The sequence below is a fragment of the Vibrio ordalii ATCC 33509 genome (assembly GCA_000257205.1).
Classification (GTDB): domain Bacteria; phylum Pseudomonadota; class Gammaproteobacteria; order Enterobacterales; family Vibrionaceae; genus Vibrio; species Vibrio ordalii.
This window is the reverse complement of the sequence record AEZC01000055.1, coordinates 16,593-32,631: the sequence shown is the minus strand read 5'-3', so window position 1 is coordinate 32,631 and position 16,039 is coordinate 16,593. Positions and strand designations below refer to the sequence as shown.

General features: G+C 43.5%; 11 protein-coding genes and 1 pseudogene. 6 read left to right on the top strand and 6 right to left on the bottom strand.

Going from position 1 to position 16,039, the window contains the following annotated elements:
* The first annotated feature begins 73 nt into the window (after window positions 1-73).
* The 4 genes and pseudogenes from nhaA to nspC all read left to right on the top strand — a co-directional run bounded on the left by nhaA (window position 74) and on the right by nspC (window position 7,112).
* Window positions 74-1,219 (top strand): Na+/H+ antiporter NhaA, encoded by a 1,146-nt coding sequence (gene nhaA / locus VOR_RS0103635; protein WP_010318373.1) that lies wholly within the window; start codon window positions 74-76, stop codon window positions 1,217-1,219.
* Window positions 1,220-1,764: 545 nt separating this feature from the next.
* Window positions 1,765-4,653, top strand: coding sequence for a pyridoxal phosphate-dependent class III aminotransferase (locus VOR_RS0103625; protein WP_010318371.1), 2,889 nt, complete (start codon window positions 1,765-1,767; stop codon window positions 4,651-4,653).
* Between the two features lie 16 nt (window positions 4,654-4,669).
* Window positions 4,670-5,914: pseudogene (locus tag VOR_RS17685) on the top strand (carboxynorspermidine synthase).
* Between the two features lie 64 nt (window positions 5,915-5,978).
* Window positions 5,979-7,112, top strand: coding sequence for a carboxynorspermidine decarboxylase (gene nspC, locus VOR_RS0103615; protein WP_010318370.1), 1,134 nt, complete (start codon window positions 5,979-5,981; stop codon window positions 7,110-7,112).
* 154 nt (window positions 7,113-7,266) lie between these two features.
* On the opposite strand, the gene VOR_RS0103610 is transcribed toward nspC, so the two are convergent.
* Both VOR_RS0103610 and VOR_RS0103605 read right to left on the bottom strand, forming a co-directional pair.
* Window positions 7,267-7,779: a glycine cleavage system transcriptional repressor gene (locus VOR_RS0103610; protein ID WP_010318369.1), complete on the bottom strand. Its 513-nt coding sequence runs from the start codon at window positions 7,777-7,779 to the stop codon at window positions 7,267-7,269.
* 202 nt (window positions 7,780-7,981) lie between these two features.
* Window positions 7,982-8,914 (bottom strand): DUF3943 domain-containing protein, encoded by a 933-nt coding sequence (locus VOR_RS0103605; protein WP_010318368.1) that lies wholly within the window; start codon window positions 8,912-8,914, stop codon window positions 7,982-7,984.
* A 161-nt stretch (window positions 8,915-9,075) separates the two neighbouring features.
* Between VOR_RS0103605 and VOR_RS0103600 the strand changes: the two genes are divergently transcribed.
* Together VOR_RS0103600 and VOR_RS0103595 are read left to right on the top strand one after the other, a co-directional pair.
* Window positions 9,076-10,314 carry a CinA family nicotinamide mononucleotide deamidase-related protein gene (locus VOR_RS0103600; RefSeq protein WP_029626867.1) on the top strand — a complete coding sequence of 413 codons (1,239 nt, stop codon included), beginning with the start codon at window positions 9,076-9,078 and terminating at the stop codon, window positions 10,312-10,314.
* A gap of 263 nt (window positions 10,315-10,577) precedes the next feature.
* Window positions 10,578-10,832: a hypothetical protein gene (locus tag VOR_RS0103595; protein WP_010318366.1), complete on the top strand. Its 255-nt coding sequence runs from the start codon at window positions 10,578-10,580 to the stop codon at window positions 10,830-10,832.
* 68 nt (window positions 10,833-10,900) lie between these two features.
* Here VOR_RS0103595 and yfaE read toward each other — a convergent pair whose 3' ends face one another.
* The 4 genes from yfaE to ubiG all read right to left on the bottom strand — a co-directional run bounded on the left by yfaE (window position 10,901) and on the right by ubiG (window position 15,851).
* Window positions 10,901-11,179 carry a class I ribonucleotide reductase maintenance protein YfaE gene (yfaE, locus tag VOR_RS0103590; protein ID WP_010318365.1) on the bottom strand — a complete coding sequence of 93 codons (279 nt, stop codon included), beginning with the start codon at window positions 11,177-11,179 and terminating at the stop codon, window positions 10,901-10,903.
* Complete coding sequence (nrdB, locus tag VOR_RS0103585; RefSeq protein WP_010318364.1) at window positions 11,179-12,312, bottom strand: class Ia ribonucleoside-diphosphate reductase subunit beta; 1,134 nt, start codon at window positions 12,310-12,312, stop codon at window positions 11,179-11,181. The genes yfaE and nrdB overlap by 1 nt, the downstream gene beginning before the upstream one ends.
* 68 nt (window positions 12,313-12,380) lie before the next feature.
* On the bottom strand, window positions 12,381-14,663 hold the full coding sequence (nrdA, locus tag VOR_RS0103580; protein WP_010318363.1) for a class 1a ribonucleoside-diphosphate reductase subunit alpha: 2,283 nt from the start codon (window positions 14,661-14,663) through the stop codon (window positions 12,381-12,383).
* Window positions 14,664-15,143: 480 nt separating this feature from the next.
* Window positions 15,144-15,851 carry a bifunctional 2-polyprenyl-6-hydroxyphenol methylase/3-demethylubiquinol 3-O-methyltransferase UbiG gene (ubiG, locus tag VOR_RS0103575; protein ID WP_010318362.1) on the bottom strand — a complete coding sequence of 236 codons (708 nt, stop codon included), beginning with the start codon at window positions 15,849-15,851 and terminating at the stop codon, window positions 15,144-15,146.
* Window positions 15,852-16,039 lie beyond the last annotated feature (188 nt).

Sequence of the window (16,039 nt, the reverse complement as noted above, 5' to 3'; positions counted from 1 at the left end):
TATATAATGTATAGGCTCTACCACATTAATTTATTAAGTATTTATCAGCATACATAATTATAAGGACGACATCATGAGTGATGTGATTCGCGACTTTTTCAAGATGGAATCAGCAGGTGGTATTTTGCTGGTTATTGCTGCTGCAATTGCAATGATGATTGCTAACTCACCGTTAAATGATGTGTACCAATCTTTTTTACATTCCTACGTGTTTGGAATGTCAGTGTCGCATTGGATCAATGATGGCTTAATGGCCGTATTCTTTTTGTTGATTGGTTTAGAAGTCAAACGTGAATTGTTGGAAGGTGCTCTTAAATCCAAAGAAACGGCTATTTTCCCTGCTATTGCTGCCGTCGGCGGTATGCTTGCTCCGGCGTTAATTTACGTGCTGTTTACGGCTGGTGATGCACAAGCGATTCAAGGTTGGGCGATCCCAGCGGCCACTGATATTGCGTTTGCGCTAGGTATTATGGCGCTATTAGGTAAACGTGTTCCGGTCAGCTTAAAAGTGTTCTTACTGGCGCTCGCGATTATTGATGACTTAGGGGTTGTGGTCATTATTGCGCTATTTTATAGCGGTGATCTTTCGACCATTGCGTTAACCGTCGGGTTCTTAACGACTGGTGTGCTTTTTGTACTAAACAACAAGCATGTTACTAAAATCAGCCTCTATTTAATTGTCGGTGCAATTTTATGGTTTGCCGTACTTAAATCTGGTGTTCATGCAACCTTGGCTGGTGTAGTGATTGGTTTTGCTATTCCCCTGAAAGGTGATAAAGGCGAATATTCTCCGCTAAAGCATCTAGAGCATGCATTACACCCGTACGTCGCTTTTGGTATTCTGCCACTGTTCGCATTTGCCAATGCCGGGATTTCATTGGAAGGGATCTCCGTATCTAGCCTCACGTCAATGTTGCCTTTAGGTGTGGCTCTTGGCTTATTTATTGGTAAGCCATTGGGTATTTTTACCTTCAGTTGGGCTGCGGTGAAACTCGGTGTCGCTAAATTGCCTGAAGGGATCAATTTCAAGCATATCTTTGCCGTGTCAGTGCTATGTGGTATTGGTTTTACAATGTCGATTTTTATATCGTCTTTAGCTTTTGGACCAACCAATGCTGAATTTGATACGTTTGCACGGCTCGGTATATTAATGGGCTCAACCACTGCTGCGATTGTCGGTTATACATTGCTCCGTTTATCTTTGCCAAAAAACGCATAAGAATATAATCAGCCCTCGGACATGTGAGGGCTGATTCATTTTACAAACTAACTATTTGATTTATCAATATTATTAATCAATAGCAAACTTAAGTTTTTATCGATTTATTGAAAATTATTGCCAGCGTAATTATTTTTTGATATTTTTCGCACCAATCTCGGACAGTAGCTTCTGGGGGACACGCGTAATGACCATTCAGGCTGATTGTGACATTACGTAGGGTAGGTATCAGCAAGTCCTTTTGTTGATAGACGGGATACTCTTGCAGCGGGAGCTGCATGTGAATGGGAAACCCAACATTGAACTCATCATCACTTAACACACTGACGTTAATCAGCTTTGTACTTCCTCTATGCCCTGTGCTTGAAGACAGTTCTATCACCGAACCTTGATTCTCTGATTTAGTAATCTTTCATCGAAGACGATGAACCAATTTCCGTTTTTGCCTTTTGGCTAATACGGAGCTTATTGCTATGTCATATTTCCTTATATTCAAACCAAACCAAGGAAATAGGCGGAAATTTTCACATTCAAGGGGAAGGGAAATGAGCACAGCCTTTGAAGTCGATAACACTATCGCAAACATTTTTTCATCTCAGGTACCTGTTGTTGAAGGTATTTATGATCTCACACCGGACCAAATTCTACTCGATCAAATTGAGCATGAATCTGAAGTTCGTTCATACCCACGCCGTCTACCGATTGCCATCAAGCAAGCTTATGGTGCGTTAGTAGAAGATACGCGCGGACAAATTTTCCTCGACTGCTTAGCGGGCGCGGGAACGTTGGCGCTTGGGTATAACCATCCAGAGATCAACCAAGCACTGAAAGAGCAGTTAGATTCAGGTCTGCCATATCAGACATTGGATATGACAACGCACGCTAAAGACAAATTCATCAAGCAAGTAAAAGCATTTTTGCCTGAAGAGTTTGCAAAAAATTCCGCGATTCAATTTTGTGGACCTTCTGGTGCGGATGCCGTTGAAGCGGCTATCAAGCTAGTGAAGCAGACAACGGGTCGTAACACCATGTTTGCGTTTCGCGGTGCTTACCACGGTATGACCAACGGTACGATGGGCATGATGGGCAACCTGAATACCAAAGCTCGTCGCACAGGATTAATGTCGGATGTGCATTTTATGCCATTCCCATACAACTTGCGCTGTCCGTTTGGTTTAGGGGGCGATGAAGGTGCCAAAGCGAGCATTCGCTACATCGAACGTCTGCTGAACGATGACGAAGCAGGTATCATGAAACCGGCGGCCATTATTGTTGAACCTGTTCAAGGTGAAGGTGGCGTCATTCCAGCTCCAGCATTCTGGCTGCGTGAGCTACGCCGTATCTGCGATGAACACGGTATTTTATTAGTTTTCGATGAAATTCAATGTGGTGTAGGTAAATCGGGTTACCGCTTTGCATTTGAAGAGTCTGGCATTTGTCCTGATATTCTTTGCTTATCTAAAGCCATTGGTGGTGGTCTACCAATGTCTATTCTTGTGTTCAAGAAAGAGATCGATACTTGGAAACCGGGTGAGCACACAGGCACGTTCCGTGGTAACCAATTGGCCATGGTTTCTGGTGCGAAAGCGTTAGAAATTATTTTACGTGATAACCTCGTTGAACACGCTAATGTCGCGGGTCAGTACCTACGCCAAGGTCTTGAAGCCATTCAACGTCGAGTGAATTGTATTGCTGAAGTTCGTGGTAAAGGTTTGATGCTCGGCCTTGAAATTCGTAAACCAAACGGTGAAATAAATAAATTTGGCGAGCCAATGGCCGATGGCCAATTAACACTCGCTATCCAACGCGCAGCACTTGAGCGTGGGTTGATGGTTGAAAAAGGTGGCCGTGAAGGATCCGTTATTCGTTTCTTACCACCGATTATCATCTCATTCGAGCAGATCGATTTTGCCCTGCGCACTCTTGAAGCGGCGATTTTAGCTGCAGGTGGCGGCGAGAAAGATCCAGAGCCAGAAAATCAAGCGTGGAAGAAGCATTTTATCCAAACCGGTGAAATGGGTAGTAATGAATTTGCCGCTGTGATGAACCATGCCACTTCTGCGATGAAAGCTGTTTTTGAACAAGCCAAAGCGCCTTATTCAGGTTTGGATCCAAAGCAGCTTGAAGAAGAGATTTACGCGGTAGATTTGGATAACAAAAATGCGCCATTGAAGGATGTGATCTCTGAAATGGCAGATCTGGTAGCCAAAAATTCCATTATCGTTCAACACCCAGATTGTATTGCTCACCTGCACACGCCACCCTTGATGCCATCAGTAGTGGCTGAAGCGATGATTGGTGCATTAAACCAGTCCATGGACTCATGGGATCAATCGTCTTCTGCTACCTATGTTGAACAGAAAGTGATTGATTGGATGTGTGAAAAATACGAACTCGGCGCTCAGTCGGATGGTATTTTCACCAGTGGTGGCACGCAAAGCAACCAAATGGGTTTAATGTTAGCCCGTGACTGGATTGCCGATAAATTAAGTGGTCATTCTATTCAAAAGCTGGGCTTACCTGAGTATGCCGATAAGCTGCGTATTGTGTGCTCGAAAAAATCGCATTTCACCGTGCAAAAATCGGCCTCTTGGATGGGGTTGGGCGAGAAAGCCATTTTGGCGGTTGATGCGAATCCAAACGGCACAATGGATGTCACCAAACTGGAAGCGGTTGTTGCACAAGCGAAAGCGGAAGGTCTTATTCCTTTTGCTATTGTTGGAACAGCAGGCACAACGGATCACGGCGCGATTGATGATCTGTCGACGATCGCGGATGTAGCGCAACAGCATGATCTATGGATGCATGTGGATGGAGCATACGGCGGCGCATTGGTTCTAAGTAGCCATAAAGCACGTTTGCAAGGTGTTGAGCGTGCGCATTCTGTCAGCGTCGACTTCCATAAATTGTTCTTCCAAACGATCAGCTGTGGCGCGGTGTTGCTCAAAGATAAAAGTCACTTCAAGTATCTACTGCATCATGCGGATTACCTTAACCGTGAACATGATGAACTGCCAAATTTGGTGGATAAATCTATTTCTACGACCAAGCGTTTTGATGCATTGAAAGTGTTTATGACAATGCAAAACGTAGGCCCTAAGGCTTTGGGTGAGATGTACGATCATCTGCTAGAACAAACACTGCAAGTGGCAGATTTAGTTCAGCATCACGATGCTTTTGAACTCTTGGCTGAGCCTGCGCTCTCCACCGTGTTATTCCGTTCAGTGAATAAACAAGCGGTAGATTTTGATGAGTTGAACAAAGTGCTGCGTTTAGAAGCATTGACACGTGGTGTCGCGGTGTTGGGCGAGACGATTGTGGATGGCAAAACAGCGCTTAAATTCACCATTTTAAACCCATGCTTACAATTGTCAGATTTCAAAGCATTACTTAATAAGATTGAAGTACTAGCCTCTGAGCTAGCCAAGGCATAAAGGAATACAAACAACCATGTCTATTTTACAAATTGGCGCGGGAGGCGTTGGCTGGGTTGTCGCACATAAGGCGGCTCAAAACAACGACATACTCGGTGATATTGTTCTTGCTTCTCGTACTCTTGAAAAGTGCGAGAAGATCATTGAATCGATCAAAGGAAAAAATAACCTTAAAGATCCAACTAAAAAACTTGAGGCACGCACCGTCAAGGCGGATGACGTAGCCTCGTTAGTTGCATTAATTAAAGAAGTCCAGCCTGATCTTGTGATCAACGCTGGTCCTCCTTGGGTAAACGTGCCAATCATGGAAGCATGTTATCAAGCCAAGGTTTCCTATCTAGATACATCGGTTGCTGTTGACCTTTGCTCTGAAGGTCAACAAGTACCTGAAGCGTATGATCCTCAATGGGCATTTCGTGAAAAATTTAAGCAAGCTGGCATTACCGCTATCCTCGGTGCTGGTTTTGACCCTGGCGTGGTCAGTGTGTTTGCCGCGTACGCAGTGAAACACCTCTTTGACGAAATCGACAGTATTGATGTGATGGACATTAATGCCGGCGATCACGGCAAGAAATTTGCGACTAACTTTGATGCAGAAACCAATATGTTAGAGATTCAAGGTGACTCTTTCTATTGGGAAGAAGGGCAGTGGCAGTGTGTTCCTTGCCATTCGCGAATACTAGAATTTGATTTTCCTCAGTGCGGCCCACACAAGGTGTACTCCATGTCGCACGATGAAGTGCGTTCTATGAAAGAGTTTATTCCGGCCAAACGAATTGAATTTTGGATGGGTTTTGGCGATCGTTACCTCAACTATTTCAATTGCATGCGTGATATTGGTTTATTGAGTCCAAACCCATTGACGCTGCAAGATGGTACTGTGGTTCAACCACTTCAAGTGCTTAAAGCGATGCTGCCAGACCCAACCTCTTTGGCTCCTGGCTACAAAGGCCTGACTTGTATTGGTACTTGGGTGCAAGGTTGGAAGGATGGTAAACAGCGCAGTGTCTTTATCTACAATAATGCAGACCATGAAGTGGCATACCATGATGTAGAGCACCAAGCCATCGCTTACACCACGGGCGTTCCTGCCATTACTGCGGCATTGTAGTATTTCCAAGGGCATTGGGCACAAGCGGGTGTGTTTAACCTAGAGCAGCTTGACCCTGATCTGTTTTTAGAAACGATGCCGAAATTAGGTTTGGATTGGCATGTTCAAGAGCTCGATATCGGGCAACCAGAGATTAAAATTCTAAAATAAGAGTTTTCGATAGTTAAGCCGATGCAGATGTGTCGGCTTTCTTCAATTTGAGAGTGATAAATAGATGCAAAAAAGCGAACTCCAAACGCCCTATTTTATGATTGATGAATCACAGTTGATCGCGAACCTAGAAATCGCGAAGCAGCTCAAAGATATGTCGGGCGTCAAACTCGTCTTGGCTTTAAAATGCTTCTCTACTTGGGGAGTGTTTGACATCATCAAACCTTACTTAGATGGCACCACCAGCAGTGGCCCATTTGAAGTAAAATTAGGTTACGAAACGTTTGGTGGTGAAACACACGCCTATAGCGTTGGCTACAGTGAAGCTGATGTTAAAGAAGTGGCCGATATTTGCGACAAAATGATTTTTAATTCGCAATCCCAGTTGGCCGCTTACCGTCATTTAGTTGAAGGCAAGGCGTCATTGGGTTTACGTTTAAACCCCGGCGTGAGTTACGCTGGGCAAGATCTTGCCAATCCAGCACGTCAGTTTTCTCGTTTAGGTGTTCAAACAGACCATATTGATAACTCAGTGTTCGATACCATCAATGGCGTGATGTTCCATATGAATTGTGAGAACAAAGATGCTGATGCGTTCATTGCGTTATTAGATTCGATCTCTGAGCGTTTTGGTCAATATCTGGATAAGTTAGATTGGGTCAGCCTAGGCGGTGGTGTGTTCTTTACTTGGCCTGGTTATCCGCTAGAAAAATTAGCATTAGCGCTTAAGGCCTTTTCAGAAAAGCATCAGGTTCAGCTTTATCTTGAACCGGGTGAGGCGATCATCACGAAAACGGCTGATTTAGTGGTGACTGTCGTCGATATCGTTGAAAATGGCATGAAAACAGCGATTGTTGATTCGGCAACTGAAGCGCATCGTTTAGACACACTGATTTACAAAGAGCCTGCGGCTATCTTAGAAGCGAGTGCGAACGGTGAACATGAGTATGTTATTGGCTCGTGTTCTTGCTTAGCGGGTGATCAATTTTGTGTGGCTTCATTTGAACAGCCATTATCGATTGGTCAGCGGTTGCATATCATGGATAGCGCGGGCTATACCATGGTGAAATTGAATTGGTTTAATGGCCTTAAAATGCCTTCCGTGTATTGTCAACGCAGTACAGGAGAGCTCCAAAAACTGAATGAATTTGGCTATGAAGACTTTAAACGTTCATTATCTCAATGGTCGATAAACTGATGACAGCCGGCCTCACCATGCAGTGGGCGAGGCCTATTTTTGTAAAATCACGCGTTAGAGTTTAAAGCTTTTCATCCCTTTTATTTTACTGAATCGATGGTGGGATCGATAAAAAAGGAAGCATCAGCTTCCTTTTTCGAGGTCGTAAACGGGATTACACTTCTAATATCACGCGCGTATCTTCACTGAGCGCTTCAAGCTCATCGGCTACGTCTTCAATTTGTATCGCCGCAGGGAGTTTAATGGCGAGGCTAGCGGTAAATAAGCTTGAGCTGACACCTCCACCACCCGCAATAAAAACTCGTTGGCAATCCATATCTAAAATATTGATACCTTGATTATCAAGAAGGTGGGTGATTTCGTTGACGATACCTGCACGGTCGTTTGCATCAATCCGCAGTTGGTAAATCGTTTCTTTTTCGTGTTGATGTACGTCTGAATCAACAATTTGCACCAGCAGACCGGGTTGCTCTCTAAACGCTTGTTGAACGATAACGGCATTTGAGGTCGGTAACTCTATTTTAATGACGGCAGCTACTTGGTTCTCAATAAAGTTCACTTTACTTATTAACCATTTACCACCATTTTCATGAGTGATAGCGGCAAGATGTTTAATTGTGGCTGGCGTTGCACTGCCGACGAAATTGACGATAAAAGTACTGTTCATAATAGGCCTCACATAGCAAGCTAACGAAAGATAAATCGTTGATCTTGAATTCCTTTCACTTCAGTGTAGAGGCCTATCTTAGATAAGACTTGATGAGAGTCAATTTTTTACATTTACGCAGTCTCTTGATTGTCAGTATTCATACTTGGGCCACAAAAATAGCCTTGGCTTTAGACACTGGCCTTGTGTTTAGCCCTGTTTCTTAGAAACTGACTTTGAGGTTAAGGCCATAAAATTGCGAATCGTAGCTAGCGCCTGAGTCCAAAGCAAACTTTGCGGCATCTTGGTTGCCAAACCAAGGTGTACCATTAAATTCCACTTCGGCATCGCCTCCCCAAGCATTGGTTACCCAGCCATGGATATGTCCAACAGGGTTGAGGAAGAAAAGTGTGACATCACCCAGAGTCGATGAACCCAACACTTCACCACCCGTGGTAACAATATCTTGTTCCGCTTCAAACATCAGCTCACCGACGACTGCACCGAAAAAGGGCGTAACAAACAAGTCTTGCCATGAGGGTATTTCAGCAAACGATTCTACGCCATACTCCCAAAAGAAAGTCGACATAACACCAGAGTAAAGAAAAGATTCAAACTCATTAAAACCAGCATGTCTTGCTGCGGTATAATAAACGCCACCGAAGTAGGGATGCATAATATAATTGAGATAATGCTCATCTCTATCCCAAGAGGGGCCAGATGATACGTTATCTTTCCACTTGCTGCCTATGCCACTTAAGCTGCGATCCTCTTCATCCCATTTGGTAATCGATGACGGTAAAAATGTCATTAAGCCAACAGTAGCTACGCTCAATCCCAATATGGTATAGGTTTGGCCTTTTAGATAATCCCAGTCTTTTGTATCTTGTACGGTAAGATATTTAGGTAGTGCCGGTTCTTCAAGGTTTAGCGGTTGCGATTCTGCTAAGCTTGTTAAAAATGGGGAGTTCGATTGATAAGTATTCGAATTGTCATTAAAGCAAGCGTTTTTATGGCAGTCGACCGTATAGGAAAACTCGATGTGTTGGTTGAAATCGTAGGCAGCAGCGTTGTTGCAAGCTGAAAACGATAACATCAAGGCAATGATGCTTTTCTTTGACACGGAGGGCTCCAAAGTGTGTTTTTTGATGATCATAATCACAATTATCTATCAAAGCTGCGGGGATGAAAACAGCAAATTGTATAAATAGAGAAACTTATGAGAAAAATAACGTTCAAAGCGTTATATATTGCACTTTATTATCTGCCTTATTGATTGATAGCTCACGTTTATGCGTGCATAAAAGGACACCTGACATGTTGAAAATAGCGATGCTAAGCACGGGCGAAGAAGTGCTCCATGGCGATATTGTTGATACCAATGCTGCTTGGCTCTCCAGTGAATTTTTCCAGCGCGGCTTTTCATTAGTTAAACGCTCGACGGTAGGTGATAGCTTACAAGCTTTAGTCGAAGAGCTATTGATGCTCAGTTTCAATAACGATGTCCTGATCGTAAACGGAGGATTAGGACCCACATCTGATGATTTAAGTGCGGCGGCAGCGGCTCAAGCGGCGGACCAAAAGTTAGTTTTGTCTGTGCTGTGGAAGCAAAAACTGGACGAATTTTTTGCGCAACGTGGCGTTGTGATGCCAGAAAGTAACCTTAAACAAGCGATGTTACCGGAGTTTTCTGACATCATTGATAACCCAATAGGGACGGCTTGCGGTTTTAAAGTTCAGATTAATGATTGTGTTTGTTATTTCACCCCCGGAGTACCCAAAGAGTTTAAGTTGATGGTCTCTGAACAGATTTTACCCGACTTGCTAGCAACATACCCACAACAAATGGGATTAGAATGCAGTCGTTTATTCACTCTGGGTTCATCGGAATCGGCCATTTCAGATAAGTTGGATAAATTAGTCTTACCGGAAGGGTATATGCTGGGTTATCGCTCTTATCTGCCTTTTATTGAGGTGAAATTGTTTGGTCCGAAAAGTGATTTAGAACGCCGCGTGAAACTACTACAGATCATTTACCAGCATTTGGAGCAACATGTGGTGAGTGTCGATGAACCTATGCTCACACATATCGGTCATTTAATGCAGGACAAAGGATTGTCGATCTCTATTGCAGAACAAGCGACCAAAGGTTGGCTCGCCAGTTGGTTGTTAAGCAACGAGCAAGTGGAAGCGTTGAGCGGTCACTGCTGGATTTTGAGCCGCCATGTTGAATCGGGTTTAGGCGATCAAGATCCACTCGCGGCCTCATTAGCGCTTGCTGGCGCGACCAAGGAAAAGTGTTCCACTTCGTTATCACTTGTGACTGGCGTATTAAATGATGATCAATTTAGTCTAGCGTTATCGGCTCCGCAGGGAGAGTGGGGGCAGATTCTTAAACTCAAGCGATGCTACAGCGCCAATGAACAGAGGGAGCTGATGGGGACAATCGCGGCTGACATGTTACGTCGTTATTTATCGAATAAGCCTGTTTTTGCTCAGTATGAGGCATTGATCTCAGTCAAAGAGATGTTTTTACCTGCGAGCGTTATTGGCTAATTAACTCAATGTGTTAGTGTTTTTTTAAGTCTAGATTGTTGATAGATAAGTGTTTTATATTAGAACCGTGTCGGGTGGTAACTGCATGATTCTTTGGCTTATTCCGTAGGTTCGGTGAGGTGCTTAGCTTATGATTATTTCGTCTAAAGACTAAGCTGATGATTTCACGCAACAGATAAAATTGTCTCAAGATTGGACCTTTTTCGCACAACTTTTCGCTGTACACTGTCAGTCCGATCGATGAAATTCAGCAGGAGGCTGACATGTTTAACCAATCGAAAATTTTAGTTTGGTATAAAGTTGCAAGTCAAAAAGTGATCTTAGGTGAGGCATTGAGTAATGAAATGAGTGATGTTGTTTCTTTGTGGCTCAACGCACCATCAGACTTAGAGACGCCCAGCTATCAAGGATATAGACTTTCATTGTTTGATGGGGGTGGCAGAGAAATCGCTAACAAATCTGTATCAATGGGTACTGCTGATGGCATTCTTCTGGGAATGTATAAAGCCAGAGCATAGCTCTGGCTTTATCTTTTTAACGCGCCAATGTGTGATGAGTTAATCAGTGCACAATTGGCTGGTTGAGGTTAGGCTCGCCTTGCTTTGGGTCGATAATTAACACCAGCAAGTTCAACATGGCTTTTGGCTTTACAAATACAAGGTAATATTTCATTACGCTCGGTGTAAGCCATTGCAAAACCAACATATTCAACGTCACCTTTAACGAGCGTGCAGCGACAGGCACCGCAGTGTCCATCGCGACAGTTATACTCAGGCTCTAGCCCCGCACTCTCCATACTTTCCAATAAAGTATTGGAAGAGTTTGATTCTATGGTTGTAACTTTGTTGATTTTAATGGTCGCCATTACAGCTCAAAGTCCTCGAAGTCATTGGCACGAACTTCATTATCGATTTGGCCTACAAGGTAGGAGCTGATCTCTGCTTCTTGAGGTGCAACTTGCACGTTGTCTGAAGATAGCCAAGCATTAATCCAAGGAATTGGGTTTGATGTCGCGCCGGGGTAGGCGATATCTAAACCAACCGCTTGCATACGAACGTTGGTGATGTATTCAACGTATTGGCACAGTATATCCTTGTTCAAACCAATCATCGAACCATCTTTAAACAGATATTCAGCCCACTCTTTTTCTTGCTCAGCGGCGGCTTTGAACAAATCAAAACACTCTTGCTTACACTCTTCGGCGATTTGTAAGAAGGCGAAATCGTCTTGTCCATTACGCAGCAAGTTGATCATATGTTGTGTACCAGTCAGGTGCAAAGCTTCATCACGTGCAATCAACTTGATGATTTTGGCGTTACCTTCCATCAATTCGCGTTCTGCAAAGGCAAATGAGCAGGCGAAGCTGACATAGAAACGAATCGCTTCCAACGCATTGACTGACATCAAGCAAAGATAAAGTTTGCGTTTCAGGTCACCCAAGCTAATTTTGACGCTCTCACCATTAATCTGATGAGTTCCTTCACCAAAACGGTGGTAGTCATTAGACAGTTGGATCAGATCATCGTAATAGTGCGCGATGTCTTTTGCGCGTTTCAATATGTGTTCATTTTCGACGATGTCATCAAACACAATACCCGGATCATTCACAATATTACGAATAATATGAGTGTATGAGCGTGAGTGGATCGTTTCTGAAAATGACCAGGTTTCAATCCATGTTTCCACTTCAGGAAGCGAAACCAGCGGTAGCAGTGCCACGTTAGGGCTGCGACCTTGGATTGAATCCAGTAGCGTTTGATATTTTAAGTTCGAGATGAAAATGTGCTTTTCATGATCTGGAAGCTTGTTGTAATCAATGCGATCACTCGATACGTCGACTTCTTCTGGACGCCAGAAGAACGAGAGCTGTTTTTCTATCAGTTTTTCAAAAATTTCAAATTTTTGCTGGTCGTAACGAGCTACGTTGACCGATTGGCCAAGAAACATCGGTTCTTTGAGTTGATCATTCTTTTTTTGAGAAAAAGTACTGTAAGCCATAAATGCCTCAATCCCTTTTAAGCTCCCCTGCGTGGGGAGCATTATTGAATACGTTGAGTGAAATAGAGTTAGATCTTACAACCGCCGCCCGCACAATCATCATCTTGTGCCTGTACTGCGTCTTTTTGATCATCTTTTGCGCCATCACGAGTGTTGTGATAGTACAAGGTTTTCACACCAAATTTATACGCCGTCAGTAGATCTTGTAACAATTGTTTCATCGGCACTTTACCACTTTCGTAAGTGCTTGGGTCATAGTTGGTATTCGCAGAAATCGCTTGGTCAACAAATTTTTGCATGATACCGACCAGGTGCAGATAACCGTTGTTAGAACCAATATTCCACAATAACTCATAGCTCTCTTTCAAATTAATGAAATCCGGTACAACTTGTTTCAAGATGCCATCTTTTGAGGCTTTTACTGAAACATAACCGCGAGGAGGCTCAATACCGTTGGTGGCATTGGAAATTTGTGAAGAGGTTTCTGAAGGCATTAGCGCCGTTAACGTTGAATTGCGTAAGCCAAATTCCATGATCTCTGCGCGTAGCGCATCCCAATCATAATGCAAAGGTTCCTCGCAAATTTGGTCGACATCTTTTTTATAGGTGTCGATAGGTAGCAAGCCCTTAGCATAGTTTGTTTCATGGAATAGCGGACATTTGCCTTGCTCTTTGGCTAACGCGACGGAAGCCTTCAACAAGTAATATTGCATTGCTTCAAAAGTGCGATGTGTCAGACCATTTGCGCTACCGTCCGAATATTTCACGCCATTTTTCGCCAGATAGTAAGCGTAGTTAATCACGCCCACACCCAAGGTACGGCGATTCATGGTTGACTTATAAGCGGCAGGCAGTGGGTAATCTTGGTAATCCAACAGTGCATCTAGCGCACGAACCACAAGATCAGATAACTCTTCGAAATCATCCAGTGATTCAATTGAACCTAAGTTGAATGCCGAAAGCGTACATAGCGCAATCTCACCTTCATTATCTTCAACGTTAGACAGCGGTTTCGTCGGCAATGCGATCTCCAAACAGAGATTGGATTGGCGAACAGGCGCTACAGACGCATCAAATGGGCTGTGCGTATTGCAGTGGTCAACGTTCTGGATGTAGATACGGCCAGTGGAAGCTCGCTCTTGCATCAACAGGGAGAACAGTTCTACCGCTTTCACCGTCTCTTTTTTAATCGAAGCGTCATTTTCATATTGAACATACAAACGTTCGAATTCGTCTTGGTTTTCGAAGAATGCGTCATACAATCCAGGCACATCAGAAGGGGAGAAGAGGGTGATATTACCGCCTTGGACTAAGCGAGAATACATCAACTTATTGAGCTGAACACCATAGTCCATATGACGAACACGGTTTTCCTCAACGCCGCGGTTATTTTTCAATACCAGTAGCGACTGCACTTCACCGTGCCACAAAGGGTAGAAGACAGTCGCTGCGCCACCACGAACACCACCCTGAGAACAGCACTTCACTGCGGTTTGGAAATATTTATAAAAAGGAATACAACCCGTGTGGAATGCCTCACCACCACGAATTTCCGAGCCTAATGCACGAATGCGGCCCGCGTTAATGCCAATACCCGCACGTTGTGATACATAACGTACGATAGAGCTTGCTGTGGCATTGATTGAATCTAAGCTGTCACCACATTCAATCAACACACATGAGCTAAACTGACGGGTAGGCGTGCGCACGCCCGACATGATTGGCGTTGGCAGCGAGATTTTGAACATTGATGTTGCATCGTAAAAACGCTTAATGTAATCGAGACGGTTTTCTTTTGGATATTTCGCGAATAAGCAAGCGGCGACCAAAATGTAGAGAAACTGGGCACTCTCATAGATTTTCTTCGTCACACGGTTTTGCACGAAGTACTTACCTTCAAGCTGTTTTACCGCGGCGTAAGAAAAATTAAGGTCACGTGCGTGATCGATATAAGTGTCGAGTTCTTCAAATTCTGCGCGAGTATAATCTTCGATAAGGTGCTTATCGTATTTGCCCATTTCAACCAAACGAGAGACATGGTTGTACAACGTTGGTGGTTCGTATTGTCCGTAGGCTTTTTTACGCAAATGGAACACCGAAAGACGAGCCGCGAGATATTGGTAATCTGGCGTCTCTTCTGAAATCAAATCGGCAGCGGATTTGATGATAGTCTCATGAATGTCAGAGGTCGTAATACCATCGTAAAACTGAATGTGAGCCTTCAGTTCGACTTGCGATACAGAGACGTTGTATAGGCCTTCCGCAGCCCATGTAATTACACGGTGGATCTTTTCAAGATCAATCGTTTCTTTGCGTCCATCACGCTTGGTGACAGTAAGTTTTTGGTTCATTCTGCTTCATTTCCCTAACAAAACTGATTAAGGCCGTATTTTTGTAGAATTGTTGTAAATCTCATCGCGGCTTTGTGATCTGAGTCTATCCATATATTGTAGTGCAAACACAACATATAGGGGTTCTTTGCTTTGCGAGTTACAAGATAGTGCTATCTGGAGCTCATTTCAAGTTACAGATCTGGGACAGCTTGTGGATAACTAGCAAAAACAAAAAAAACAGTTAGTATCCACTTACTGATGATCAAAGAGCCGATTTGATTGTAGAAAATTACCGTTTTGAGTTTGGTTTAGATGTAACCACAATCAAAAAAAAACTTCTTGATCTTTGAGGAAAAAAGGGAGCGATTTTCGATGTGGTTAAAATGGAATCTAGCGCACAAAAAACAGCCTAGATACCGAGAAAAAATGAGCTATTTGGCTTAATTTTTAACGTGAGCAATACATTATCGATAATGGCATATTGGATGACCACTGACTTTAAAAAAGCTGAGTATGAACGATATAATTGACATCAACATTACGCCCTAAACGGTAAGTATCGGTTAACGGGTTATAAAGTAGGCCTGTTATTCCTTGCTCTTGCAGGTTTGTTTTATCGATCATCTTAATCAGTTCCGAGGGGCGGATGAATTTTTCATGATCATGTGTGCCTTCAGGAACAATGCGTAGCAACTTCTCTGCGCCCACGATGGCAAACAGGTAAGACTTAAAATTACGATTGAGCGTAGAAAAGAAAACATGACCGCCAGGTTTGACCAACGCAGAGCAGGCTTGAACAACGGACAATGGGTCTGGAACATGCTCAAGCATTTCCATGCAAGTGACAACATCATATGTATGCGGGTTGTCAGCGGCGTGATCTTCAATCGTACTTTGAATATAAGTGAGCTTTGTTCCGGTTTCTAAAGCATGTAAACGAGCGACTTCAAGCGGTTCTTTGCCCATGTCTAAGCCAGTCACTTGCGCACCTTCTCGCGCCATGCTTTCGGCCAAAATTCCGCCACCACATCCGACATCGAGCACCTTCTTGCCAAATAGGCCGTTGGCATTGGCCAACACATAGTTCAATCTTAACGGGTTAATTTGATGAAGTGGCTTAAATTCACCATCCAGATCCCACCAGCGTGACGCCATCTCTTCAAACTTTTTAATTTCATTAAGATCAACGTTTTGTGCTTTAGTCATGTTAGATTCGCTCTTGCTGTCAAAATAGGCATCTTTAGTTGTGTGGGGTATTATAACCAGTTGATTATCACAGGCTACAGCTTATCTTTATTCCATTAATTTTTGGCTAAAATTTGGCCATTAATCAGCCGGGTATGGAATGAATGTGCAATTTCTCGGCACTTGATACACAACAAAGGTCACAACCT